The organism is Candidatus Marinarcus aquaticus (genome assembly GCF_004116335.1).
In the GTDB taxonomy this organism is placed as follows: Bacteria; Campylobacterota; Campylobacteria; order Campylobacterales; family Arcobacteraceae; genus Marinarcus; species Marinarcus aquaticus.
Map to the genome: position 1 here is coordinate 1 of NZ_PDKN01000010.1, position 25,459 is coordinate 25,459.

The 25,459-nt window shown below is 27.6% G+C and carries 24 protein-coding genes; all 24 read left to right on the plus strand.

Annotated elements, in window-relative coordinates; translation table 11 throughout:
• Positions 1-440: hypothetical protein (locus CRV04_RS12890; protein ID WP_164969161.1), on the plus strand; the 440-nt coding region annotated here is incomplete at its 5' end.
• Positions 427-1,275 (plus strand): AAC(3) family N-acetyltransferase, encoded by an 849-nt coding sequence (locus CRV04_RS11490; protein WP_164969162.1) that lies wholly within the window; start codon positions 427-429, stop codon positions 1,273-1,275. The genes CRV04_RS12890 and CRV04_RS11490, both read left to right, overlap by 14 nt.
• Complete coding sequence (gene wecB, locus CRV04_RS11495) at positions 1,275-2,339, plus strand: non-hydrolyzing UDP-N-acetylglucosamine 2-epimerase (protein ID WP_128996999.1); 1,065 nt, start codon at positions 1,275-1,277, stop codon at positions 2,337-2,339. Before CRV04_RS11490 ends, wecB begins: the two co-directional genes overlap by 1 nt.
• Complete coding sequence (locus tag CRV04_RS11500) at positions 2,336-3,127, plus strand: glycosyltransferase (RefSeq protein ID WP_128997000.1); 792 nt, start codon at positions 2,336-2,338, stop codon at positions 3,125-3,127. Before wecB ends, CRV04_RS11500 begins: the two co-directional genes overlap by 4 nt.
• Positions 3,128-3,130: 3 nt before the next feature.
• On the plus strand, positions 3,131-5,005 hold the full coding sequence (gene asnB, locus CRV04_RS11505) for an asparagine synthase (glutamine-hydrolyzing) (protein ID WP_128997001.1): 1,875 nt from the start codon (positions 3,131-3,133) through the stop codon (positions 5,003-5,005).
• Complete coding sequence (locus CRV04_RS11510; RefSeq protein WP_128997002.1) at positions 5,005-6,321, plus strand: DUF7033 domain-containing protein; 1,317 nt, start codon at positions 5,005-5,007, stop codon at positions 6,319-6,321. The genes asnB and CRV04_RS11510 overlap by 1 nt, the downstream gene beginning before the upstream one ends.
• A complete protein-coding gene (locus tag CRV04_RS11515; RefSeq protein WP_128997003.1) occupies positions 6,311-7,078 on the plus strand; it encodes a class I SAM-dependent methyltransferase in 768 nt (255 codons plus the stop codon). The genes CRV04_RS11510 and CRV04_RS11515 overlap by 11 nt, the downstream gene beginning before the upstream one ends.
• The gene (locus CRV04_RS11520; RefSeq protein ID WP_128997004.1) at positions 7,075-8,637 is read left to right on the plus strand and encodes an ulvan lysase-like protein; all 1,563 of its coding nucleotides are present in this window, start codon (positions 7,075-7,077) and stop codon (positions 8,635-8,637) included. The genes CRV04_RS11515 and CRV04_RS11520 overlap by 4 nt, the downstream gene beginning before the upstream one ends.
• Positions 8,630-9,784 carry a DegT/DnrJ/EryC1/StrS family aminotransferase gene (locus CRV04_RS11525; protein WP_128997005.1) on the plus strand — a complete coding sequence of 385 codons (1,155 nt, stop codon included), beginning with the start codon at positions 8,630-8,632 and terminating at the stop codon, positions 9,782-9,784. The genes CRV04_RS11520 and CRV04_RS11525 overlap by 8 nt, the downstream gene beginning before the upstream one ends.
• Positions 9,775-10,746: a class I SAM-dependent methyltransferase gene (locus tag CRV04_RS11530; RefSeq protein ID WP_128997006.1), complete on the plus strand. Its 972-nt coding sequence runs from the start codon at positions 9,775-9,777 to the stop codon at positions 10,744-10,746. The genes CRV04_RS11525 and CRV04_RS11530 overlap by 10 nt, the downstream gene beginning before the upstream one ends.
• 1 nt (position 10,747) lies before the next feature.
• Positions 10,748-11,932: an SDR family oxidoreductase gene (locus CRV04_RS11535; protein ID WP_128997007.1), complete on the plus strand. Its 1,185-nt coding sequence runs from the start codon at positions 10,748-10,750 to the stop codon at positions 11,930-11,932.
• Complete coding sequence (locus CRV04_RS11540; protein ID WP_228126548.1) at positions 11,929-13,632, plus strand: HAD-IIIC family phosphatase; 1,704 nt, start codon at positions 11,929-11,931, stop codon at positions 13,630-13,632. Before CRV04_RS11535 ends, CRV04_RS11540 begins: the two co-directional genes overlap by 4 nt.
• On the plus strand, positions 13,616-13,837 hold the full coding sequence (locus CRV04_RS11545; protein ID WP_128997008.1) for an acyl carrier protein: 222 nt from the start codon (positions 13,616-13,618) through the stop codon (positions 13,835-13,837). Before CRV04_RS11540 ends, CRV04_RS11545 begins: the two co-directional genes overlap by 17 nt.
• Positions 13,838-13,890: 53 nt before the next feature.
• Entirely contained in the window at positions 13,891-14,400 is a 510-nt protein-coding gene (locus CRV04_RS11550; protein WP_164969163.1) for an acyltransferase, read from the plus strand.
• 47 nt (positions 14,401-14,447) lie between these two features.
• Positions 14,448-15,479, plus strand: coding sequence for a hypothetical protein (locus tag CRV04_RS11555; RefSeq protein WP_228126549.1), 1,032 nt, complete (start codon positions 14,448-14,450; stop codon positions 15,477-15,479).
• Positions 15,472-16,428 (plus strand): GNAT family N-acetyltransferase, encoded by a 957-nt coding sequence (locus tag CRV04_RS11560; protein WP_128997011.1) that lies wholly within the window; start codon positions 15,472-15,474, stop codon positions 16,426-16,428. The genes CRV04_RS11555 and CRV04_RS11560 overlap by 8 nt, the downstream gene beginning before the upstream one ends.
• Before the next feature lie 16 nt (positions 16,429-16,444).
• A complete protein-coding gene (locus tag CRV04_RS11565; RefSeq protein ID WP_128997012.1) occupies positions 16,445-17,389 on the plus strand; it encodes a lysylphosphatidylglycerol synthase transmembrane domain-containing protein in 945 nt (314 codons plus the stop codon).
• A 6-nt stretch (positions 17,390-17,395) separates the two neighbouring features.
• Entirely contained in the window at positions 17,396-19,366 is a 1,971-nt protein-coding gene (locus tag CRV04_RS11570) for a DUF6798 domain-containing protein (protein WP_128997013.1), read from the plus strand.
• Between the two features lie 8 nt (positions 19,367-19,374).
• Entirely contained in the window at positions 19,375-20,010 is a 636-nt protein-coding gene (locus CRV04_RS11575) for a PIG-L deacetylase family protein (RefSeq protein ID WP_128997014.1), read from the plus strand.
• Entirely contained in the window at positions 19,998-21,248 is a 1,251-nt protein-coding gene (locus tag CRV04_RS11580; protein WP_128997015.1) for a phenylacetate--CoA ligase family protein, read from the plus strand. The genes CRV04_RS11575 and CRV04_RS11580 overlap by 13 nt, the downstream gene beginning before the upstream one ends.
• Before the next feature lie 2 nt (positions 21,249-21,250).
• On the plus strand, positions 21,251-22,204 hold the full coding sequence (locus CRV04_RS11585) for a DapH/DapD/GlmU-related protein (RefSeq protein ID WP_128997016.1): 954 nt from the start codon (positions 21,251-21,253) through the stop codon (positions 22,202-22,204).
• An 8-nt stretch (positions 22,205-22,212) separates the two neighbouring features.
• Positions 22,213-23,298: a hypothetical protein gene (locus tag CRV04_RS11590; protein WP_128997017.1), complete on the plus strand. Its 1,086-nt coding sequence runs from the start codon at positions 22,213-22,215 to the stop codon at positions 23,296-23,298.
• Positions 23,299-24,498 carry a glycosyltransferase family 4 protein gene (locus tag CRV04_RS11595; RefSeq protein ID WP_128997018.1) on the plus strand — a complete coding sequence of 400 codons (1,200 nt, stop codon included), beginning with the start codon at positions 23,299-23,301 and terminating at the stop codon, positions 24,496-24,498. It begins immediately after the preceding gene.
• Positions 24,495-25,457, plus strand: a complete 963-nt coding sequence (locus CRV04_RS11600) for an MraY family glycosyltransferase (RefSeq protein ID WP_128997019.1) — start codon at positions 24,495-24,497, stop codon at positions 25,455-25,457. Before CRV04_RS11595 ends, CRV04_RS11600 begins: the two co-directional genes overlap by 4 nt.
• Positions 25,458-25,459 lie beyond the last annotated feature (2 nt).

The following is a 25,459-nucleotide window of genomic DNA, read 5'->3' on the forward strand; positions in this document are numbered from 1 at the left end:
GTGTTACAAAAGATATATTAAACTTTAAAAATACCAATAGGGTTAATAGTGAAGACAAAGTACTTGAATTAAATAGTTTTGATTTTGAATTGTTTTCTGAAACAGGAAATACCAGTAAAAAGATGACAACTAAAATAATACGGTTTAACAATTTTTTATTTGTCTCTATCCCTGCTGAAGTTAATTCAAGATATTATGTAGAGTTATCGAACAGATATCCTAGCTTTTCAGTCTTTCCTTTAGGTTTAGCAGAAGATATTATAGGTTATTTGCCATATTATACTGAATGTGATGAATTTGGATATGAAGTTAATTCATCGATAAATTATAATTGGGATAGTATAATTGATAAAAATTCTTTAAAAAAATATTTTGATACTTTAATTGATTCTATTGATCAAACAATCACATCTAAAAGGCTTAAATGTGCAAATATATGATTATTTAAAAAATGATTTGCAAAGTTTAGGAATAAAAAATGGGGATACTGTTTTAGTAAGAGGAAACTTGGCGAAAGTTGGTAGAATAAAAAAAGATCTTTTTATCAACACTTTATTAGAAACTGTAGGAAAAGAAGGAACTATTGTTACATTAGCTTTTACAAAATCATTTGCATTCTATAAGTTGAACAAACAATATATCTTTGATGTTGATAGTATTCCTACTACAGGTGCCTTGGGAAAAGCATTTTTAGAACATCCATCATCAGTACGTAGTTCTCATCCAACAAACTCCTTCTTAGCTATAGGGAAAATGGCTGACTTTATAATGAAAGACCATAATGAGGAAGAACTATCTTATGCACCTATGAAAAAACTTCTATCATTAAATGCAAAATTACTAAACTTTGGTATTATAAGTGAAAGTCCAGGCTTTACAACGGTACATTTAGTTCAAGAGGAACTGGGATTAACAAAAAAATCTTTGTTGAAAAATTTCTTAAGAGTATATTATAAGGCTTCAACTAACGAAGTAAAACTATTTAAACGAAAAGATTTAGGAGGTTGTAGTGATGGCTTTAGTAAATTTTATAAATACTATATGGATGAGGGAAAATTAACATATGGGAAGCTTGGAAAAGCTGCAGCAATTATGATTAATGCGCAAGATAGTTATAATATTGAATTAGACTTAATGAAAGAGAATCCTTCTTTTCATTTTTGTGATAATCCATTATGTTTCACTTGCAGATGTACATGGAAATATGATTTAAAATATTTACCTAACTATTTGATACTAAAAGTTATAAGTATGTTTAAAAAGGAAAAGAGATAATGATAAAAATACTTACAATATTAGGTGCACGGCCACAATTTATAAAAGCAAGTAGTGTTAGTCGTGAAATAGCAAAACATGATGAAATAAAAGAAGTTATAGTCCATACTGGACAACACTATGATGCGAATATGTCAGATGTTTTTTTTGATGAGATGCATATACCAAAGCCTGACTATTTTTTAGGTATTGGAGGAAAATCTCATGGTGCAATGACGGGGCAGATGATAGAGAAAATAGAAGAAGTAGCACTTAAAGAAAAACCTGACTGGATGCTCGTATATGGTGATACTAACTCTACATTATCAGGTGCTATAGTAGCAAGTAAACTTCATATAAAACTGGCTCATATAGAAGCAGGGTTAAGAAGTTTTAATATGTATATGCCAGAAGAAGTGAATAGAATACTTACCGATAGAGTAAGTTCTATTTTATTTTGTCCGACTGATACAGCAATCGATAACTTAAAAGTTGAAGGTTATGATAAATTTAATTGCGAAATAATTAAATCTGGCGATGTAATGCAAGATGGTGCAATGTTTTATAAAGAGTTTGCAAAAATACCTTCTCTTTTAAATATTAAATCTAATAACTTTATCTTGTGTACAATACACAGAGCTGAAAATACTGATGATATTGCTAAATTAAGTCAAATTATTGATGCATTAAATACGATACATAAACAGCATCAAGTTATTTTACCCCTACATCCAAGAACTAAAAAGATTATTGAAGAAAATTTTATACCTGTAGATTTTTCTATTATAGACCCAGTAGGATATTTGGAAATGGTATGGTTAATTGAACATTGTAGTTTTGTGATGACGGATAGTGGTGGTTTACAAAAAGAGGCTTTTTTCTTTAAAAAGCCATGTATTACCTTAAGGGAAGAGACAGAGTGGATTGAGCTGGTTGAAAATAATTTTAATATTTTGGTTGGTTCAGATAGAAAAAAAATTATTGATGCTGTTCAAAAAGTTGATTCTATGAATTCGAATTATGAATTGAATTTATATGGAAAAGGAAAAGCAAGTGAGAACATTGTAAAGGAACTATTAAAATGATATATATATTATTGCCTGCATATAATGAAGAAGAGTCATTGGATTATCTTCTTCCAAAAATTGATAAAGCTTTTAAAGAGGATATGAAACAGGAGTATCATATTATTGCCTGTGATGATGGTAGTAAAGATAAAACAGGAGAAAAACTAAGATTTTATTCTAATAGCTTACCTTTAACAATTATTACACATAAAATCAATAGAGGCTTGGGGGAGACATCTCGAGATCTTTTTGAAAAAGTTGCAGAATTATCAAATGATGAGGATATTGTTATTAGAATGGATTGTGATGATACACATGAACCAGAGTTTATACCTGGATTATTAGAAAAAATAGAAGAAGGGTATGATGTTGTGATTGCTTCTAGATTTGTTGAAGGTGGAGGGCAAGAAGGATTAGATAGTTACAGAGCTACAATCTCAAGATTTGCCAATTTATTTATGAAATTCTTTTTTCCTATTGATGGATTAAAAGAGTACTCAAGTGGTTTTAGAGCTTATCGGGCATCAACAATTAAACATGCAATTAATACATTTGGAAATCAATTTATACAACTTAAAGGTTTGGGATTTACTGCTACCTTAGAAAAAATAGTAAAGCTTAAGATTATAGGTGCAAAGTTTGGTGAATCACCATTTATATTAAGGTATCAGCAAAAACGAAGCGAATCAAAAATGGTTAGCTCTATAACAACTTTTGGATATGGAACTTTAGCTTTGCTTTATCATTGGCCTTGGGGTGGATGGAGAAGAAGCTATAAAAATATAAAAAAATTGCATGATGAGTAAATAATGTGTGGTATTGTTGGTTTTTTATCCGAACGTGAAGATAAAATAGGTATTCTTAAAAAACAATTAGAAACACTTTATCATAGAGGTCCTGATGATCAAAGAACTTATATTGATAATAAGGTGGCTTTTGGACACTCTAGACTTGCTATCATTGATATAAACCATGCACAACAACCTATGCAAAGTCTTGATGAAAGATATGTTCTTGTTTTTAATGGAGAGATATATAACTATTTAGAACTTAGACAACATCTTGTTTCAAAAGGAATACAATTTAAAACATATTCAGACACAGAAGTGTTGTTGAATATGTATATTGTCTATGGTAAAGAGTGCGTTAATAAGCTTAATGGAATGTTTGCATTTGCAATCTACGATAAGCACAAAAAATCATTGTTTTTAGCACGAGACCATTTTGGAATTAAGCCACTGTATTACACATATAAAGGAAATGATTTTATATTTGCTTCTGAAATAAAAGCTATTTTAAAATATCCAGAAATTAAAAAAGAAGTGGATCAACAATCTTTAAATGAGTATATGACTTTTCAAGTTATGTTAAAAAAGCATACACTCTTTAAAAACATACACTCTTTAGAACCAGGAACATTTCTTTACTTAGAAGAAGGAAAGATAAAAGAGAAAAAAAAGTATTGGGACTTTAATTATAATATTGATGATTCAATAAGCGAAGAAGAATATACAACAGAACTTTTACATTTACTTGAAAACTCGCTAAATATCCAAACGCGTTCAGATGTTCCTGTCGGAGCATATTTAAGTGGTGGAATAGATTCTAGTTTAGTTTCAACTTTGGCATCGAAAAATTATTTTGGCGATTTTCATACTTTTAGTGGAGGGTTTAAGGAGTCTCCTGACTTTGATGAAACACAATATGCAAAAATAGTGCATCAATCAATTCATAGTGTACATCATGAAATTTTTCCTACGTCTAAAGATTTTTTAGATAATTTTGAGAATATTGTGTATCATATGGACTATCCAGAAGCAGGTCCTGGAGTTTTTTCTCAGTATATGGTATCAAAACTTGCATCTGAACATGTAAAAGTTGTACTTGGAGGACAGGGTGGAGATGAGATATTTGGAGGCTATACTAGATATGCAGTAGCATATCTTGAGCAAGCACTTAAGGGAGCTATTTTTGAAACTTCAGAAGAAGGAAAACACTTAGTTACTTTACAATCTATTATTCCTAATATGTCTCAAATGAAAAATTATGTACCACTCTTAAAAGAGCAATTCAAAGAAGGACTTTTTGAACCTATGGATGAGAGATATTATCGTATGATGAATCGTTCTCATAATTTACACAAGATTTATAATCAAGGGTTTTTGTCTACCTTTGAGGAAGGACAACTTCTAGATAAGTTTAAACAAGTTTTTAACCATCCTGATACTAAATCATACTTTAATAAAATGACCCATTTTGATTTAAAGACACTCTTACCTGCTTTATTACACGTAGAAGATAGAATGAGTATGGCAGTGTCAATAGAGTCAAGAGTTCCTATTTTAGATTATAGAATAATAGAGCTTGCATCTAAAATGCCCCCATCAATGAAGTTTTCAGGCGGAAAAACAAAAGCAATGCTTATAAAATCAGTAAAAAATATATTACCAAAAGAGATAATAGAGAGAAAAGATAAAATGGGTTTTCCAACTCCTATAAACAATTGGCTTGCTGGAGACCTAAAAGAGTATGCCCTTGATATACTGACATCTCAAAAAGCAAAACAAAGAGGCTATTTAAATACTCAAGCAATAGAAAAACAGATAAATGAAAGTGGAAAATTTAGCCGTGATCTATGGGGTGCCCTAAATCTTGAGATGTGGCATAGAAAGTATATAGACTGATGATAACTATTAAAACAAACCTCAAAAATACAAACTGGCTTAAATATATAATAGAGCAATTTAAAACTATTAATCTAGTTAATTTTGATATAGAAGTTATAGGCTTTGAAGCGAAAGCAAGATTTGATAATATTATATATTATACAGATACTTATATACAAAACTCTCTAAATATATTTAACTCAAATGAAATCTTGCCAAATGGAAAGATAGAATACATAAAAGAAAATTTATATATTTTGGAAAATACTAATACACAAGACGATAATTTTGAATTAAACTATGATATTTTTTGGAATGCATTCGTTTTTTTATCAAGATATGAAGAGCATTTGAGCGAAAAAAATGGTAAACATATATACAGCTATAGCCTAAATCATCCAAGAGTAGATAAATCAAGTTTTGATATACCAATTGTCAATATACTATTTAATGAGTTAGAGATTTTTTTGAAAAATAATTTTCCAAATTTGGATTTTTGGGACGCAAAAAAGCCAATTATTGACTTGTCTCATGATGTTGACTATATAAATAAAACTTTTCAGTTAAGACTTAAGCAAACAGCATTTAATAGTTTTAATACTATTAAATCAATACTAAAACCAGAAAAATTTTTAAAAAATTTAAAAAAAACAATAAAATTTGCATTTTCAAATCCATCATATTGGTGTTTCGATTATTGGCAAAATTTAGAGAAATCACATAATAAAACTTCGACATTTTATATCTATGTAAAAAATGAATCAAAAAGTTTTAAATCGTGGCTTATAGATCCTTCTTATGATATAAAAACTAATACTAAACTTCAAAATAATCTAAAAGAACTCTATGTAAATGGATTTAAAATAGGATTACATGGAAGTTATGATAGTGCAAAGAATTTTAATAGACTAAAAGAAGAAAAAGAGATACTTGAAAAAACTCTTGGGATTAAAGTGACAAAGACTAGACAACATTGGCTAAACTATTTTGAAGCAATCACTCCAAAGTCTCACAGTAAATTATTTGAGCACGATTCTACCCTTGGATGGAATGATAGGATTGGTTTTAGAAGTGGGTGTGCTAGTTCGTATCATCCTTATGATTTTGAAAATCAAAAAGGATATGGGTATCAAGTCATACCACAGATTATAATGGATTCTAATGTATATGACTATACTGATGATGAAAAAATATTTCAAAAAGCCAAAGATATGCTTACTACATCAAAAGAAGTATCAAAAACTACACATGTATCTATATCTTGGCATCAAAGAGTTTGTAGTAGTGATTATAAGTGGCATAAATTTTATGAGGAGATTTTAGATGATATATAAGTATTTACCATATTTTATGTTCAAGCCATTGTTTGGGGATAGAAAAAAATGGGGACTGAAAGCAGATTTTTCTGATGAAGAGTATATTGAGGCATTAAAAGAGGAAAATGTACAAAAATTTTATCAAGATAATCAAAAAGGAAGTATTGGTACAACTGTGAATCATTTTGGTTTTAAAATTATGGAACAGATTGATTTAACGGATAAAGTAGTTCTTGAAGTTGGTCCTGGAAGTATTGATCACTTGGATTACAATTCAACAAAACCCAAAAAATATATTTTAGCAGATATAAGAAAAGAATTTTTAGAAATATCTCAAAAAAGACTTGAAGAATACTTTATTGAGGATATTGAAACTATAGAAGTGAGTGGTATTAAAATAGGATTAGAAGATAATAATGTCGATATACTTATAACTTTTCATCAGTTAGAACATATTTATGAGCTAGAAGAGTATTTACAGGAGTTAAAACGAATATTAAAGCCAAATGGTATTTTAATAGGTGCTGTTCCTACAGAGGGGGGGGTAGCCTGGGGATTCGGAAGATTTCTAACATCAAGACGATATGTGAAGAAAAATATGGATTTTGATTACGATAAAATCATTTGTTGGGAGCATCCAAATTTTGTAAATAAGATTAAAAAACTACTTGATGAAAATTTTACAAATGTTCAGTCTATAAAAAACCCTTTTGGTATATTGCCAATGGACTTTAACCTATCTTGGTCGTTTATTTACAGGAATGATAAAAAGTGAACATCTATAAACAAGTCTTAAAGCAAAACTTACATAAGCTTTTAAATCTTTACAATACTGATAAGTTTTCTACTACTTATGGTTATGCAGACCGTGAGTTTTGGGGTTGGAAGACAAAAGATTTTGCAAATGCAACTTTACAAGGTGGAGTGCATAGTTTAGCTATTGCTCTTAAACTTGACTTATTCCAAAATAAAGAAGAATCTATTGTTTTAGAGATGATAGATTCAGCTATTATGGCAATTGATAAGATAAAAGATAAAAATGGTTCAGTAATAGAAGCATATCCTAGAGAAAATTCATTTTGTGTGACTGCATTGGTCGCTTTTGATGTACTTTGGGCTATAAGATATCTCGAAAATATCCTAGATAATGAAACTAAGCAAAGATATTTAAAAGTTATAAAGCCACTGATTGAGTTTATTACAAATAATGGTGAAGAACATGCAATTATTTCAAACCATTTAGCAACAGGTGTTGCCGCTATAACTTTATGGAATGAGATGAGTGGTGATGATAGCCCAAGAGATAAAGAGTTACTACAAATCATTTATGATAACCAATCAGATGAAGGATGGTACAAAGAGTATGAAGGGGCAGACCCTGGATATCAAACATTATGTACTTATTATCTATCTTGTGCTTATGAGATAACAAAAGATCATAAACTATTAGAATCACTTAAAAGATCAGCCAACTTTTTAAGTCATTTTATCCATCCGGATGGAACTATTGGTGGACTATATGGCTCAAGAAATACTGAGGTTTTTTATCCTGCAGGTATAATCACTCTTAGTGGTGAGATAAAAGAGTTTGCTATGATGGCAAAATATTTAGAACCAAAAGAACAACATTTACTGCCTCAAAATATAGATATCGGAAACTATATACCTTTATTAAATGCATATGCAGTAGCAGCTTTGAAGTATGATGATGTAAAAGAAAATATAGAAAAAACAAAAATCTACCCTTTTTATATGAAAACTGAAATAAAAGATTTTAAACAAACTGGTATTCACCTTAATTCAAATGAAAACTATTTTGCAATACTTAATTATAAAAAAGGTGGTACGTTAAAAGTATTCAATCTAAATAATTGTAAATTGGATATTGAAGATGGTGGTTTATTTGGAACCTTAAATGACAGTCAAAAGTTTTCTACACAGCAGTTTGATGAAAAGATAGTTTTTAAAGATAATGTCATCCAAGCAAACTTTTATAAAATAAATGAATCTTTACCAAACCCTTTAAATTTCATCATCCTAAGAGTACTATCTTTAACAATTTTTAGATCAGTTTATTTAGGAAACCTATTTAAAAAGTTCATAGTAAATATGCTAATGACAGGAAAAAACAGAATAGATGGAAGTGTCAAAAGAGAGTTTGAATTTTTAGAAGATAAAATTATAATAAAAGAAGAGATAGCTCAACCAAAAAACTGCAAAGAGATAAAACATATCGGTAAATCAAAATCTATTCATATGGCATCTAGTGGATACTTTATATCTCAAAACTTTGAAAATAAAAACACAAAATTAGTGGAGTTTAAAAATGTTTAAGTTAACCCCTAGACTTAAACCTAACTACACTTTTAGTGACTGGATAGCAGCATTAAATATATTTCAAAAAAACCCAATAGACTCTTATGAAAAAGAGTTTGCAAATAAGTTTCAAAATTACTATGGGGTTATGTTTCAACATGGTCGAACAGGACTTTATGCTCTTTTAAAAGTATGGGAGCTTGAAAATGATGAAGTGATATGCCCTGCTTATACATGTGTAGTTGTTCCAAATGCTATAGTGCTTAGTGGAAATATACCAGTGTTCGTAGATAGTAGTAAAGAGAGTTTCAATATGAATTTAGAACTTTTAGAAAAAACTATAACTGAAAAAACAAAAGCCATAGTTGTAACACATATCTTCGGTTATCCTATGGATGTAGTAAAAGTACAAGAGATAGTAAAAAATGCAGAGCAAAAGTACGGACATAAAATATATGTGATACAAGATGCAGCTCATAGTTATGGAGCTAAATGGCAAGAGAAACTTGTGACTAAATATGGTGATGCGGCAATATTTGGCTCAAATATCAGTAAAGTTATCAATTCTATATTTGGTGGTATGGTTAGTACAAACTCTAAAGAAACTTATGAAAAACTAAAGTCTTGGAGAAAAAGCAATTCAAAAGCATCAGGATTTTCAAAATCGATAAAAAGATTTATCTATTTTGTAGCTGTAAATATTGCATTTAACTCTTATGTGTATGGGTTTGTTAATTGGTTGGAACGAATAGGTGCTTTAGATAGATTTGTAAAGTATTTTGAAGAAGATAAAATATATTTTCCTACTGATTGGGATATGATGCCTTCATCCATAGAAGCAAGAGTAGGACGAAATCAGCTCAAAAAATATAACTATATAATGGAAAATAGAATTAAAAATGCTAAAAATTGGATAAATAAACTTCAAGATGAAGAGTGTCAGTTTATGCAAGATATGCAAGGCTCTACTTATAGTCACTGTGTGGCATTAGTTGAAAACAGGGATGAGTGGCTTGAAAAGTATAGAAATGAGGGGATTCAGCTAGGCATACTTATAGAATACTCTATACCATATATGAAAGCGTATGAGAGTTATAAGCGAGGGGAATATCCTGTAAGTTTAGAATACAGTAAAAAATCTATAAATTTTCCAAATTGGGTGTAAAACAAAAAAAAGATAAAATTACGGATAGCTTTAAAGGACAAAAAAGAATGTATCAGAATATTGAGTATTTAAAAATAAAAATTTATGAAAGTTCATCATTTCAAAAGAAAAAATTAGAACTTTTTTTTGAATCGAGAGAGAGTACTTTTCTAGATGAATTTGAACTGTTTCTAAAAGATTATATAATGTATTTAAATAAAAATAATATGACCATAGAGTATGGCATAGATGCTTATTTAAAAATGGTTAATGATATGTTTAAATCACAAGTAAAGTTTATGAGAACAGGTAAATACCCTGTATCTAAAACCAGTGAAGCCATTGATAATGTTTATAATGATAAAAAAGAGATGTTATCTTATATGATAGGACTTGCACTATCTCAATATTTGTGGAGTACTCATTACGAAATGTTTAATCATCTAAAAGATGAGTTAGAGAAAAATAAAAAAAGTATAAAAAACTATTTAGAAATTGGTCCAGGTCATGGATTATTTCTCAAAAATGCAATCGACATCTTAGATAAAGATACAACAATGACTGCTATAGATATATCTCCTATATCTTTAGAAATTTCAAAGTCTATCATTGAGTATTTTTATTCAAGTAAAAATATAGAGTTTATAAATGAAGATATGTTAAAACTTGAGTTAGATTCAAATTGTGATTTTATAGTTATGGGTGAAGTTATTGAGCATGTTGAAACACCAGAACTTTTATTGAAAAAAGTTTCAAGATTATTGAGTCAAAATGGAAAAGCATTTTTATCAACTTGTGTTAATTGTCCTGCAATAGACCATGTGTACCATTTTCATACAGTAGATGAAATACGAAATATGTTTAGTAAATGTGGATTAGAAATAGTTTCCGAAAAAGTTTTGCCTGTTGAAAACTTACCAATGTGTGAAATCGTAGATAAGAAAATAACTATTAATTATTCAGCAATAGTGAAAAGGGCTTAAAATGACTAGATATGAAAAAATCAATATTGGTGATACAGCAGAGATAAAACATACTATTTCAGAAGAGGATATAAAAAAATTTGTTGATTTAAGCGGTGATGATAATAGATTACATATAGATAAAGAGTTTGCAAGTAAAACATCATTTAAAAAACCAGTTGCCCATGGCATGATAGGAGCTTCATTTATATCTACAATAATTGGCACTAAAATACCAGGTGATGGTGCATTATGGTATGCACAAAATTTGGAGTTTTTATTGCCTGTTAGAGTTGGTGATAAGCTTACAATTATGGCAAAAGTATTAAAAAAGATAGATAGACAAAATAGTATTGAGCTCCAAACAGATATATTTAATCAACACAAACAAAAAGTTACTGCAGGTATTGCAAAAGTAAAGATTATAGAAGATGAGAAAAAAGAAGACATAGAAGATCAACAGGTTGAAAAAGTTGCTTTAATAGTAGGTGCAACTGGCGGAATTGGTTTTGAAACTGCAAGAACTTTAGCAAAAGATGGTTTTGAGTTAATCCTTCATTATAACTCCAACAAATCAAAAGCAGAGCAGCTTAAAGTTGAACTTGAGAATCTCACAGATCAAAAAATTATTTTAGTTCAAGCGAACCTTTTAAACGAACAAGAGACAAATGAAATGTTTTTTGAAATAAAACGATACTTCAATTCAATAACTTCGTTTGTAAATGCTTCTACTTTGCATTTTGGAAATATTAAAGTAAACAGTTTAGAATGGAGCGATATGTCTTCTCAAATTGATATAAATATTAAATCAAACTTCAATTTAATAAAAAAAATTATCCCATTTATGGAGGTAAATAGTTATGGTAAAGTTGTTTTTATAACAACTCAAGCAACAGAGCAATTTAATAGCGAATGGTTGCATTATATTACTGCAAAATCTGCTTTAAATGGATTTGCTAAAGCATTGGCTATTGAACTAGCTTCAAAAGGTATTAGGGTAAATTTAGTTTCTCCTGGGATGACAGATACAGAGCTTATTTCTGATATTCCAGAAAAAGTCAAACTTTTAACCTCTGCAAAAACTCCTTTAAAAAGACTTGCAAAACCTCAAGATATAGCAAATACTATAAGCTATTTAGTATCCGAAAAATCTGATTTTTTAACAGGTGAAACCGTTAGAGTCAATGGTGGGCAGGTGATGATATGATGGAGATGAAATATAGTGAAATAATCAAAGAAAATAAAAAATTAGAACAAACAGATAAACATTCATATAAGATAGCTATTCTGTCAAATATTATGGTGCATCAATCAAAAGAGATATGTGAATACACTTTGAGAAAAAATGGCATCAATGCAGAAGTTATTTTAGGAGATTATGACAATATAGTTCAAGATAGTCTTAAATATCAAAAAGTTAATGCCGTTTTAATTTTTTGGGAATTGTGGAATTTTATAGATGGTTTACAGTATAAAATAGAATTATTGAGTGATGAGGAATTTAGTGCAATAATCAATAAAACTAAACAAGAGGTTGATATGGTTTTTAATAACTTGTCAAAAGTATCATTGGTGGTAGTAAATAGATTTTCATCTATAGTATTTAATCATCTTAGTTTAAAGGAAAATAGGTTAAATATTTTAGTAGCAGAACTGAACCAATATTTAGAATTAAAAAAAAATATTAAATTAATAGATATTGATAAAGTTATTGCTTCACTTTCTATTGGTAGATCTATAGATTTACGATACTACTACTCTTCAAAAACACTTTATAGTATTGATTTTTATAAAAAATATTTTGAATATATAAAACCTGTGTTTTTATCTGCAAATGGCAAGACAAAAAAAGCATTAATCTTTGATTGTGATAATACATTATGGAAGGGCATTTTGGGAGAAGATGGATTTGATAAAATCAAAATGTACGAAGAAGTTCAATACTTAGCTGTTCAATTAGCAAAAAGAGGAGTTATAATAGGACTTTGTAGTAAAAATAATCTTCAAGATGTAGATGAAGTCTTAGAAAAACACCCAGATATGATTTTAAGAGATGAACATATTGTCATTAAAAAAATAAATTGGGAAGATAAAGCATCAAATTTAAAAGCAATAGCAAAAGAGCTAAACATTGGACTTGATAGCTTGGTATTTATAGATGATTCTAATTTTGAGGTGAACCTTATAAAAGAAAAATTTCCAATGCTTAATGTCTTTCAAGTACCTAAAAAAGAGTACGAATATGCAATGATGATGAGAACAATAAGTAATCTTTTTTATAATTCAAAAGAGACTAAAGAAGATTTAGAGAAAGTCAAAATGTATAAGGCTCAAGTTGCAAGGACAGAAGTGGAACAAAGCATAGGAAATATAGAAGAGTATCTTAAGTCATTAGAATTACAGATTACAATCTATGTGGATGATTTAAAACTGGTACCAAGAATATCACAAATGACGCAAAAAACAAATCAATTTAATTTAACAACGAAAAGATATACTGAAACAGATATAAAAAATTTCATCAATAGCTCTAAACATATCGTTATAGCTATAGGGGTTAACGATAAGTTTGGTGATAATGGAGTCGTTGGGCTTGTAATAATAGAATATAATGATGATTTTGGTATAATTGACACTTTACTTATGAGCTGTAGGATTTTAGGCCGAAATATAGAGTATAAATTTATGGATACTATTATTGATATTTTGAAAGAAAAAAATATTTCTAAAATAGAAGCACAATATGTGAGAACATTGAAAAATGAGCAAGTAGTAGACTTGTATGATAGGTATGGATTTGAGATAGTAGAAAGAAATGACAAAAATATTAAATATCAACAACATATTAAAGAGTATAAAAAGAGAGATTTAAATTATATAGGAGTGAGAAGTGGAAGCGAAAATTAAACGAGTTATGAGCGAAGTGTTAGGGATTGATGAGACACTAATTACAGATAATACTTCACCCGAAACAATCGAAAGCTGGGATTCATTGAAGCAGATGAACTTAATAGTTGCATTTGAAGAGGAGTTTGATATAGAACTAAGTGATGAAGATATATCTGAAATGCTAAACTATAAATTGATTGTAGAAGTAATTAAAGAGAAATGAGTTATTTTTTTCATACATTAAAACAATACAGTATTAAACAACTATTCAAACGATTGATTGAAGAGTATGTTTGGTGGATTGTTCGAAATTGGCCTGGGTATGAGGGAATGCTACTTCGTTATTGGATTTTGAAATTTTTAGTAAAAAAAATTGATGGAATGTGCTATATAAGTCAAGGATGTACAATAACTAATTGTAGAAATATTATAATTGGTAAAAATTTTGCATGTAATCGCAATGTTATCATAGATGGTACAGGAGGGCTTACAATTGGAAATGATGTAGGATTTGGCCCAAATTGTGTATTGTTAACTCATGAACATACCATGTTTACCTCAAAAGGGTATTTTGTTGATCAAAATTATAAAAGTAAACTTACTAGTATTGGAAACAATGTTTGGATATCATCAAATTGTTTTTTAAAAGCAGGAGTTAAAATAGGAGATAATGTTGTTATTGCAGCTAATTCTCATCTGATAGATGATGCTCCAAACGGTTCAAAATGGATAGGAAATCCAGCAAAAAACTATTATAAAGTTATGAGAGAACATATTAAAAAATGATTTCATATATAGGTCCCCAGTTTACTATTAGGCAATGGGTAACAAGCTTGGTAAACTATAGAAAGAATAGTCAAAACTTAGGAAAAGATTTAGCTAAAGATGGCAACTTAATATTAAAAATAAAACAACGGTATGTGTTGTATGAGATAATTAAAAAATTGAATTTGAATGAAACTTATATATTGCTACCGACTTATACTTGTCATTCCCTGTTGGAGGTTATTAAAGAAACAAAAAATAAGCCTTTATTCTACTCGGTAAAAGATTTTACTGTAGATGGGAACGAAATACATAAATATATTAAGAAATATAACATTTCAATCATGATTGTTTCTGATGTCTTTGGTATTAAAGTAGCAGTCCCTTCAGGGCTTTATTCTGAGGATATAATTTTCATTGGTGATTTTGCTCACCATATTAACTTTATACATAAAGATGATGAAAGAAAGTTTGATGTAGCTATGTATAGTTCATCATTTTATAAGCCAATGATATCTAATGGAATAGGTATAGGAATTGTTTTAAATCAAAAAAAAGTAAATATTGATTCGGTAAGCATATTGAAAAATAACTTTTTTAGTGTTCTAGGTAGTTTTTCCCGTTTATTTTTAATACAACTATTATTAAATTCAAATTTTTTAAAATTTTTTATTAATGATAAAAAAGAAAATTCAAGTATCATTTTTGATGTTAAAGAATGCAAAAAAATCCCATCAGTATATGATTTTTCTTTGTTATTTAATTACAAATTAAATGAAAGAAAAATTCTTAATCATTTAAGTAGAAAAAGACAAAGAATGACTGAGAAATATAAAAATTTAAGTTTTTTGAGACTATATGCAGAGGAAGAAAAATCAACCTATTTTAATGTTTTAGTAAAAAATAAAAAAAGATTTCAAGCATATTTACTCAATAAGAAAATTTTTACTGGAAGTGTTTTTACAGATTATGCTGGAAAAGAGTATGTTGAAAATACGGATGCAAAACAGTTGTCTGATGCAGTAATTAATTTGCCTTTTATAAATGAACATGATGAAGAATATATTTACAATGTAATTAGGAAATATAAAAATGTTTGATTATAAAATATATCAAAATCAAGAATTTTTACAAATTTTAGAAGATGTTTATCAAATTGAAAAAGTAAAAATTTTTGAAGATGAACAGCTAAATAATATTACCACTTTTTATCAATCTAAAAAGAAAAAGGGTAATATCTTTAATATGCCTTTTAATTTTTATTACACTCCACATTTTTCTGAAGAGAATAAAAATGTGTTTTTTGATCAATTGAATAAATTTTCAATTCAAAATAACAGTAATATAGTAATTAAATCTTTAATAAAATATGATGATTTCCATTATGTAAGTCAAAATATGAATAGTATTTTAGATGTTTCGAAAGTTAATTCATATGAAGCTTATTTTAACTCATTAAGAAAAAACTTTAGACAAAACATAAGGACTTCTTACAATAAATTACCTAATGATATTGAATTTAAAATCATTAACAATATTAATGAACTAGAATTATTTTACATTACTCTTTCTGAATTATATATTGATAAACACAAAATGGTTTTTCAACCATTTGATTTGTACCGAAAATTGTTTGAATCTGGTATTGCCAAGTATTTTGTCTATAAAAAAAACAATCAAATTTTATCAGCCATAGTGATTATTGAAGATGAAAATAAAGTACATTATAATTGGGGAATTACTCACAATGATTATTATAAATATTCGCTTAACACATTATTAGTTAATGAAATGATAAAACATTACTTTGATAAAAATATTCAATATGTTGATTTTGGGGCAACACCAAATAGTGATGAAAAACTTTTATATTTTAAATCAAGATGGGGTTGTGAACATTATTCAGTTTATGAATATTACACACTCAATAAACCTTTAGAAATAGATTTAAATAATAGCTATAAGTTGCCTAGAAATATATATTCTAAATTTCCAAAACCATTTTTAAGATGGTTAATGCCAAAGATAGTTCCATGGTTAGTGCATTAGTGTATAGGAATTTGAAATGAAGTTAATAAAAATATTGTTCTTTATATTAGTTCTATTTCTAATTTACTTTAGTATAAAAAATATTGATATAGAATTGTTTTTTAATAATTTTGATCGAGATTTTATTAATGCTTTGTTATTTGCTCAAATTCCAATATTTATTTCATCAATTTTCTTTACTCTCAGGCATATGTTTTTTATTGATAAAGCGTTGAGGTTTTCTATAGCTTTTAACGCTATGCTTTTAAGTGTAGGTTTAAACTATATAGTTCCTGGTAGGATTTCTGAATTAATTAAAGCCACATATATAAGAGATAAGTCTAATATTGGTTTTAGTATAGGTATTGGAGCTGTATTTTTAGAAAGATTTGCAGATTTAATAGTTTTAGCTTCCATAGCACTTGCAGGTTTAACTTTTTTTGCTATGGATATTCAAGGTAACTCATTAATAATTGTTATGTTCTTAATATGTTTGATTGTAGCAGTGATTTATTTTGAAAAAAATATTTTATTTCTTTTAAATAAGTTAGTTCTAAATAAAAAGTTAAATAACTTTTTAAATACTACATATCAACATATAAAGAGTCAAGTTTTTACAAAAAAATTTATTATAGGTCTTATATATACTTTTGTAATATGGTTTTTTTCTTCTTTGACGATATTTGTTTTTTTAAATATAGCAGGAGAAATAAAACTTTCTTCATTAGAAATTCTTATGATTTTACTTGGTGGAGCCATCGGTTTGGCTATACCAGCATTACCAGGTGGTATAGGTACTTTTGAAGCTATAGTAGTAACTATTTTGATAAAATACGGATATGACTTTAACTCTGCACTGGCATTAGCAATAGGTCTTCGAATAAATAATATGCTGTTTGTATTACCTTATGCACTCATTATAGCGTTTAAAAATGGTACAGGGCTTAATAAACTGTATAAAGATTTAAGAAAAAAAGGTTGATAAAATATGAATAAACAAAAAGAATTTTATAATAATAAACTTAGAATTTTAATATATATAGTTCTTTTTTTATTATCAATATTTGCATGGTATCAATATACATATGATTTAGATATAAAAAATGCACTGTGGGGTTCATCTCCATTTGAATTTCTTGAGACCAGAAAATCTTATATTCATGTGTTAGGCTATCCTTCTGGTATTGAAGCAATGGTTGGTTCCTTCTTTATGTATATTTATATATTTTTATATGATATTCTTCATATTGATGGATTGATAGCTGAAAAAATAGTGATTTTTTTTGAAATATTTTCAAAAATCATTGCAGCTTATATTATCGTGAATGTATTATTTAAAGATGAGCAAACTGTAAAAAAAGATACTATTTTTTTTATTTTAGCTCTTTTTTGTATCAGTGGATATGCATTGTATTCTGATTTATCACGATTTGCCAATCCTTTTTTTGTTGGTTTATATTACAATATTGCAGATTCTTTTCGGTTAATTGCAATCGCATTATTTTTAAAAAGAAAGTTTTTATTAGGTGCGGTTATATTATCCTTGTCTTTATTAACACATCCTTTGTATGCCGTGATTGGTGCATTCTTTATTTTCTCTTGTTTTGTATTTGCTTTTAAACATTTTACAAAAAAAGAGTATATTCAAATATTTTTAAGTAGTTTAATATTTATTATAACTTTAGTAGTTGTCTATTTCAATATTTCTTTAAATGATTATCTAGAAGTTACTCAAAAAGTATCAAAAGAAGTATTTATACAATGGTCTCTTTTTAATAATTTCCACTGGTATCCAATAGAATATGGTCTTTTTGGAGTGTATCATTATGAAAGATTTTTGGGATTTATTACAATAAGTCTATTGTTTTTGTATTCTTTATATGCTAAAGAGAAATTGACCTTTATAGATAAACAAGTTTTTATTGGTTGGTTATCTATGATATTTTTGACTATACTAGGAGTATACTTCTCTTGGTCAAAAGAGAGTGTATTTATGATTAAACTTTCTCTAACAAGGGCCAGTTTATTGGCACTTGAAATATCTATACTATATATTGTATATCGATTTGTCTCTGATATATTTAATGTAAATAAAAGCATTATTATAAGAAGTTTGTCTTTTGTACTATTGATCTCTCCTTTTTTAATTAAAGCCCCGTTTTCCTACGGAATTTCTATTTTGCTTATAGTATATCACTCTTTTTATAATCGAAAAAATTTGCAATATAACACTCTTTTTATAATGTTATGGTTATTAATAGTAAGTTCATTTATACTTCTTGTGTATTATAGTAGGGCAGGTTTAATAGATTTAAATTATTATGAAAATTATTTTGGAACATATTTTTTAGTAAAGTTGTTTATTGTAGTTACTATTGTTTTAATTATGGGTAACATCATTAAACTTAAATTACTAAAAGTAATCGGTCTTTTGGGAATGATTTCTTTTATTTCTTTTTTATCCTATGCTTGGCTTAGTTCAAGAGTATTACTGAAAGAAAATATTCAGTTGTATGCTAAAGATTATAAAGCAGTACAATTGTGGGTAAAAAATAATACAAAAAAAGATGCAAAATTTTTATTGGATCCTTCGTTAGGATCAGGATGGCGGTTATATTCTCAACGTGCATCATTTGGGACATATAGAGAATGGACACACAATGCATGGCTATATACCCAAAATTTTGATTATTATGAAGAGGGAATAAAGAAATTTAATGAATATAATGTAAACTTAGAACAGGCACGATATAATATTCAGCCAAGATTACAACACTATAAAAATCTTGAGCAAGACTTACAAACTTATTTTTATAGTTTTGATAAGCTATGGTTTGATAAAGTTGCTCAAAAATATGATTTAGATTATATTGTAATGATAAAAAGTCAAATAAAAAAAGAATTGAATTATAATAATGTTTATGATAATGATTCTTTTATTGTATATAAAATAAAGTAAAGGCAAAAATGTTACAAAACTTTAAGGAAGTATATGTCTTAGCACCACATACAGATGATGGAGAATTAGGTGCAGGTGGTACAATAAGTAAACTCGTAGAAGCTGGAGCAAATGTATATTATTTTGCATTTTCAACTGCAGAGCAATCTGTTCCAGAGGGATTTCCTAAAAATATTTTAAAAAAAGAAGTTATTGAGGCTACTTCTAAATTAGGTATAAAAAAAGAAAATGTCATAATTTATAATTATGAAGTAAGAAAATTAAATTATGTTAGGCAAGAAATTTTAGAAAGTCTTATAAAACATCGACAAGATTTAAAGCCTGATTTAGTTCTAATGCCCTCACTTAATGATATACATCAAGACCATAGTACAATAGCGCAAGAAGGATTAAGAGCCTTTAAAAATACTACAATTTTAGGATATGAACTTATTTGGAACAATCTTACATTCAATACTACATCCTTTATTAAACTTGACAAAAAACATGTACAGATGAAGTGTGATGCACTTAAAGAATATAAATCACAAGGAATTAGGGACTATATGAGTGAAGAGTTTATTTTTTCATTAGCAAAAACGAGAGGAGTACAAATAGGTACACAATATGCTGAAAGTTTTGAGGTAATAAGATGGGTGATTTAATTTTAAAAGAAAATTTTGATTTAGAATCAATTAAGTTGAAAAATGATTTTTATAGTGATAAATATTACGATATAAAAATGTTTGACGACCTTCCTTTAACCACGAAAGATGAATTACTTAAAAACCAAGTAAAGTATCCACCTTATGGAAATTTTAGAGATAATGACATTTTGATTGAACAGATTTACAGAACAAGTGGAACTACTTCTAAACCATTAATGCTTTCATTTTCAAAATACGATATAGAATATATTACTGATATTGGTGCAGATTGTTTTCGGTATTCAGGAATGGGAAGCATTGGTAATAAAGAGATTGTTATTAATTGCTTAAATCTTTCAATGTGGGCGGGAGGTTTTTTTGATGCACAATCGATGATGAAAACGGGAGTGCAGGTTATTAATTTTGGTACAGGAAATACAAATGAACTTATAAAACTCATTCTTGATTTAAGTTTATCATTTAAAGTTTCTCTTCATTGTACCCCTTCTTATTTGCCAATCATTGAAAAAAGGTTTTATAGTGAATTTAAAAAATATCCTAGAGATCTAAATCTTTTTAAATTATATTTAGGAGCTGAAGGTGGCATTCAAAATAATGAATTTAGAAATAATTTAATAAAAAAATGGGATTGTGGAATATATAATGCTAACTATGGTATGAGTGAGATATGTTCTATTATGGCATCTGCGAATGATGAAAATATGTTAAAGTTTTCTGAAAAACTTTTTGAGAGTTATTATGTTGAGTTAAATATTGATAATAGATTAATTAATATTTTAGATGCCAATATTGATGAGCAAGGAGAGTTGGTAATAAGTTCATTCAATAAAGAAAGCCAACCCTTAATTCGATACTCTACAAAAGAAAAAATTAAAATAGTTAAAAAAGAAAATAAAAGTATATTTTTTGAGGTTATAGGTAGAAGTGATGATATGATTGTAGTCAAAGGGATTAATTTTTTTCCTGAGCAATTAAGAAGTGTAATCTCTGAGTTTAAAGAGTTATCTGGACAGTATCAATTACAAATTCATAAAAATAATAATAATGAAATCACTGATGTTAATTTAATTTGTGAGTTAAGTAATGAAGAACATAAATTAGATAATAAAACACTTCGTGATAAATTAATCTATAAGATAAGGAATGAATTAACAGTGAGTGTAGATGTTAACTTTACTTATAAATTTGAGATTTTAGGAAATAAATTAAAACTAATTAATATAGTTAAAGGATAAATATGTATTTATTAAAAGAGTTTGAATTTGAAGCATCAGAAATTGCTAAAATAGTTTCAGGAAAATTAATTGGTGAGGATATTGTTGTCAATTCAATTAAAAGTTTAGGAGAACAAGAAACAGGAAGTATTACAGTATGTTATCCTAAATTTAAAGACAAATTAGTAAGTATCACAGAAAAGTGTCTGGTTTTTTGTACTGCAGATACAGTAGTAGAAAATAGTAAATTATCTTTTATTGTATGTGAAAACCCAAAGTTTTCTTTTTTTGACTTTGTAAATAATTATGTAGTTACAGAAACAAATTACTCAAATTTTGAAATTGTTTCTAAAGTTTCTGATAACTTTCCTGCTGTTGAATTTGGATATAACGTTAAAATAAATAAAAATGTTGTAATCGCTCCAAAGACAAAAATAGGCTCAAATGTAATTATAGGAAATAATGTAGTTATACGAAGCAATGTAACAATAGGAAATAATGTTATTATTAAAGATAATACAATAATTGGTTCAGAAGGTTTTGGTTTTGTCAAATCTGAAAATGAAGTGATACATATACCACAACTAGGTGAGATAAGAATAGATGATAATGTAATTATTGGGTCATGCTGTACTATTGAAAAACCAGCATTAGGGAGTACTATTATTGAACATTCAGTTAAAATTGATGATTTAGTACAAATTGGACATAATCAAGTAATAGGTGAAGGTACAATGATAACTACAGGATTTAAAGCAATTGGTGGAGCAAAAATTGGTAAAAATTGTTTTATAGGTATGGGTGTTACTGTAGTTAATAAAAAAGCTAATATAGGTGATAATTGTTTTATTGGTGCAGGAACAATATTGACAAAGTCAGTAGAAAATAATAGTACAGTTTACAATAAAATAGAAACAATATTTACTCCAAATACACATTTAGATGAAATGTTAACAACACCAAAGAAAATTAAGTAGGAATTAAAATGGCAGGATTATTAGAAAAAATTACAAAAAATCAAAAACCTAAAACAAGTAGATATATTAAAGATTTATTGGAATTAGCAGAAAAGAATCATGGTGTAAATTCTTCAGAGTATAAAGGTATTTATAATCAATATTTTAAAATGCCAGAGATTGAAGATAAATATTTAGTTAATAGAAGGCATTATGAAGCAGAAATGGGAGAAGGTCTACCTAAAGGATTAGAGAGACTATATAAAAGAACAGTTGTAATTGATCTGCTATCAAGTTGTGCAGCTGAGTGTGTATATTGTTTAAGAGGATATTATGAAAGTTTTGCATTAACTAATAAAGATATGGAAGATATAGCAATATATTGTGGCAATGATGAAAATCTAAAAGAAGTCTTAATAACAGGAGGGGATCCTTTAATTTCATTTAAAAAATTAAAAACTTTGATTTCTGAACTGGCAATACATGCTCCAAATATTAAGTTTGTACGAATAGGAACAAGATTACCAGTCCATGATCCTTATAAAATAAATGAAGAATTATTTGTATTTTTCAATTCTATGAGAGAGAGGTTTGTTTTTGAAATTGCCTGTCAAATCAATCATCCTTTTGAAATACAGGAAAAGACAATAGAAGTTTTAAATGATTTGCAAAAAAGTGGTTGTAGAATTTATAGTCAAAATGTCTTACTTAAAGATGTAAATGACAATGTTGACACATTAATTGAGCTATATGATAAATTAAGATATTTAGGAGTTACACCACATTACTTCTTCCATGCAGTTCCTATGAAAGGTACGAATGGGTTTAGAACAACAGTTCAAAAAGGTATAGAACTCATTAAAAAGCTTACAACGAAAGGTGAAATTAGTGGAAGAGCTAAACCCCAATATGCACTAATGACTGATATTGGAAAAGTAACATTATATGAGAATACTATACTTGGTAAAGAAGGAAATTATGTTATTGTAAAGACAGAGTATACATTAGAAGATAGAAAAAAATGGAATCCAAATTATACTTTACCTGATACCGCGTTTGAAAATGAAGATGGAACATTGAGTGTTAAATATTTAGATGCTATAGAAGAGAAATAAATGTCTAAAAAAGTTATTTGGCTGATTAATCATTATGCATTTCCTTTTGAATATGGTTTTCACACTAGACAACACACTATCGCAAAAATGCTTAATGATTTAGGATATAAAGTAATTGTATTTACATCATCTTTTAATCATTTAAAAGTAAAGAGGGTTGAGGTAGAGAATATATATAAAGAAGAAAAACATGATAATATAAAATACATTTGGATTAAAACTCAAGAATATGAAGGAAATGGATTCAAAAGAGTTAGAAATATATATGAGTTTTCAAAAAAGTTAAATAAAATTTATAAAAGTTTTACAGAGAGACCTGATTTTGTTTGGGTATCTTCACCTCACCCTTTTAGTATCTATAATGGGATAAAAATAAAAAAATATTTTCAATGTAAGTTTCTTTTTGAAGAGAGAGATATTTGGCCTTTAACTTTACAAAGTATAAATGGAGTTAGTAAATATAATCCTTTAATAATCTTATTTAGATATCTACAACTCCAAGCATATAAACATAGTGATTTAATAATAACTCCACTGGATAACTTAAAAGAGTTTGTAGAAAAAAGTGGTTATAAAAATAAAACTATAGAATATTTCCCTCAACCTTTTATACCATTTCAAATAGAAAAATTCGATTTAGATTTACCTAGAGATAAGTTTATTGTAGGCTATGTTGGTAGTATAGGGCACTCTAACAGTGTAATGAACCTTGTAAAAGCTGCGCATTTATTAAAAGATAGAGCTGATCTTTATTTTATTATGGTTGGTAGCGGGCCACAACTTGATGAATTAAAAGTATACGTAAATAAGAATTCTATGAATAATATAAAGTTTTTCGGAATGTTAGAAAAAAGAAAGGCTATGTATATTTTATCGCAATCAAATATTCTGTATATTGGAAATCCTAATATAGAACTTTATAAGTATGGTATTGGATCAGTTAAATTAGTTGAATATTTATGGTGTAATAAACCAATTATTAATGCAACTAATATATCAAATGACTTGGTTTCTTTATCAAATAGTGGAATAGTTATAGAGTGTGATAATGAAGAAAAATTGAGAGATGTTATTTTGAAGTTTAAAGACGATAATAAGATATATGAAAATTTTTCAAATAATGGTCAAAAATTTGTTAATCAAAATTTTCTTCAAGAAAAACTTCAAAAAAAATTAAAGTCTATTATGGATAGTTTATGATTTATATTATTTTTTTACTTATATCTTTTACGCTTACATTTTTTATAAAATATTATGCTATAAAAAAATCTTTGATGGCACAAGTAAATGAACGAAGTTCTCATACTGTTCCAACACCTCATGTTGGAGGTATTGCTATTGCAGTTACTTGGTTTATAGGTTTATTTTATTTATATCTTAATTATGAAATAGAAAGTAATCTTTTTTACGCTTTATTAGTAGGGTGTATTATAAGTATAATAAGCTTTTTTGATGATTTATATGAATTGAGTCCAAAGATAAGGCTGACTGTACAAGCTTTGGTTGCAATCTTTGGGCTTTCTTTTTTAGGTGGTTTTGAAACTTTAACTTTTGGTTTGTTCGATATTTCAAATTCTATTGTTACAAATGTTTTTGCTTTTTTTCTTATTGTTTGGTTTATAAACCTTACAAATTTTATTGATGGCATTAATGGATATGTTGGAAGTGAATTTGTCTTTTTATCACTTGCTGGGTTTATTTTATTTGCTGATGCACATTTTTTAGTACTAGGTGTTTCTGTTTTAGGATTTTTGTTTTGGAATTGGAACAAGGCAAAAATTTTTATGGGTGATGTTGGAAGTACACTTCTTGGATACAACGTAGCAATTTTTACCTTATATTATGCCAATAATGAACCGAATAACTTTTGGTTGTGGATTACACTTTTTTCTCTTTTTTGGTTTGATGCAACTATTACATTAATAAGGAGAAAATTGAATAAAGAGAAGCTAAGTCAAGCTCATAAAAAACATGCATATCAAAGGCTTACACAAGCTGGATGGAGCCATTATAAGGTTACAAATTACTCAATTATTATTAATATATGTATATTTAGTGTAGTCTATCTAATATCAAATATATTAATTTCTTTCATATTTGTAATTTTGGTATTATTTTGTACAATGCGTTTTGTTGATTTCAAAAAACCATTTAATTAATG

What these genes read in the sequence shown, in the direction of transcription:
- CRV04_RS11575 (WP_128997014.1), top strand. Translation starts at nt 19,375, where the DNA reads ATGTTACAAAACTTTAAGGAAGTATATGTCTTAGCACCACATACAGAT.
- CRV04_RS11570 (WP_128997013.1), top strand. Translation starts at nt 17,396, where the DNA reads ATGAATAAACAAAAAGAATTTTATAATAATAAACTTAGAATTTTAATA.
- CRV04_RS11535 (WP_128997007.1), top strand. Translation starts at nt 10,748, where the DNA reads ATGACTAGATATGAAAAAATCAATATTGGTGATACAGCAGAGATAAAA.
- CRV04_RS11595 (WP_128997018.1), top strand. Translation starts at nt 23,299, where the DNA reads ATGTCTAAAAAAGTTATTTGGCTGATTAATCATTATGCATTTCCTTTT.
- CRV04_RS11510 (WP_128997002.1), top strand. Translation starts at nt 5,005, where the DNA reads ATGATAACTATTAAAACAAACCTCAAAAATACAAACTGGCTTAAATAT.
- CRV04_RS11600 (WP_128997019.1), top strand. Translation starts at nt 24,495, where the DNA reads ATGATTTATATTATTTTTTTACTTATATCTTTTACGCTTACATTTTTT.
- CRV04_RS11525 (WP_128997005.1), top strand. Translation starts at nt 8,630, where the DNA reads ATGTTTAAGTTAACCCCTAGACTTAAACCTAACTACACTTTTAGTGAC.
- CRV04_RS11565 (WP_128997012.1), top strand. Translation starts at nt 16,445, where the DNA reads ATGAAGTTAATAAAAATATTGTTCTTTATATTAGTTCTATTTCTAATT.
- CRV04_RS11560 (WP_128997011.1), top strand. Translation starts at nt 15,472, where the DNA reads ATGTTTGATTATAAAATATATCAAAATCAAGAATTTTTACAAATTTTA.
- CRV04_RS11585 (WP_128997016.1), top strand. Translation starts at nt 21,251, where the DNA reads ATGTATTTATTAAAAGAGTTTGAATTTGAAGCATCAGAAATTGCTAAA.
- CRV04_RS11500 (WP_128997000.1), top strand. Translation starts at nt 2,336, where the DNA reads ATGATATATATATTATTGCCTGCATATAATGAAGAAGAGTCATTGGAT.
- asnB (WP_128997001.1), top strand. Translation starts at nt 3,131, where the DNA reads ATGTGTGGTATTGTTGGTTTTTTATCCGAACGTGAAGATAAAATAGGT.
- wecB (WP_128996999.1), top strand. Translation starts at nt 1,275, where the DNA reads ATGATAAAAATACTTACAATATTAGGTGCACGGCCACAATTTATAAAA.
- CRV04_RS11590 (WP_128997017.1), top strand. Translation starts at nt 22,213, where the DNA reads ATGGCAGGATTATTAGAAAAAATTACAAAAAATCAAAAACCTAAAACA.
- CRV04_RS11540 (WP_228126548.1), top strand. Translation starts at nt 11,929, where the DNA reads ATGATGGAGATGAAATATAGTGAAATAATCAAAGAAAATAAAAAATTA.
- CRV04_RS11580 (WP_128997015.1), top strand. Translation starts at nt 19,998, where the DNA reads ATGGGTGATTTAATTTTAAAAGAAAATTTTGATTTAGAATCAATTAAG.
- CRV04_RS11515 (WP_128997003.1), top strand. Translation starts at nt 6,311, where the DNA reads ATGATATATAAGTATTTACCATATTTTATGTTCAAGCCATTGTTTGGG.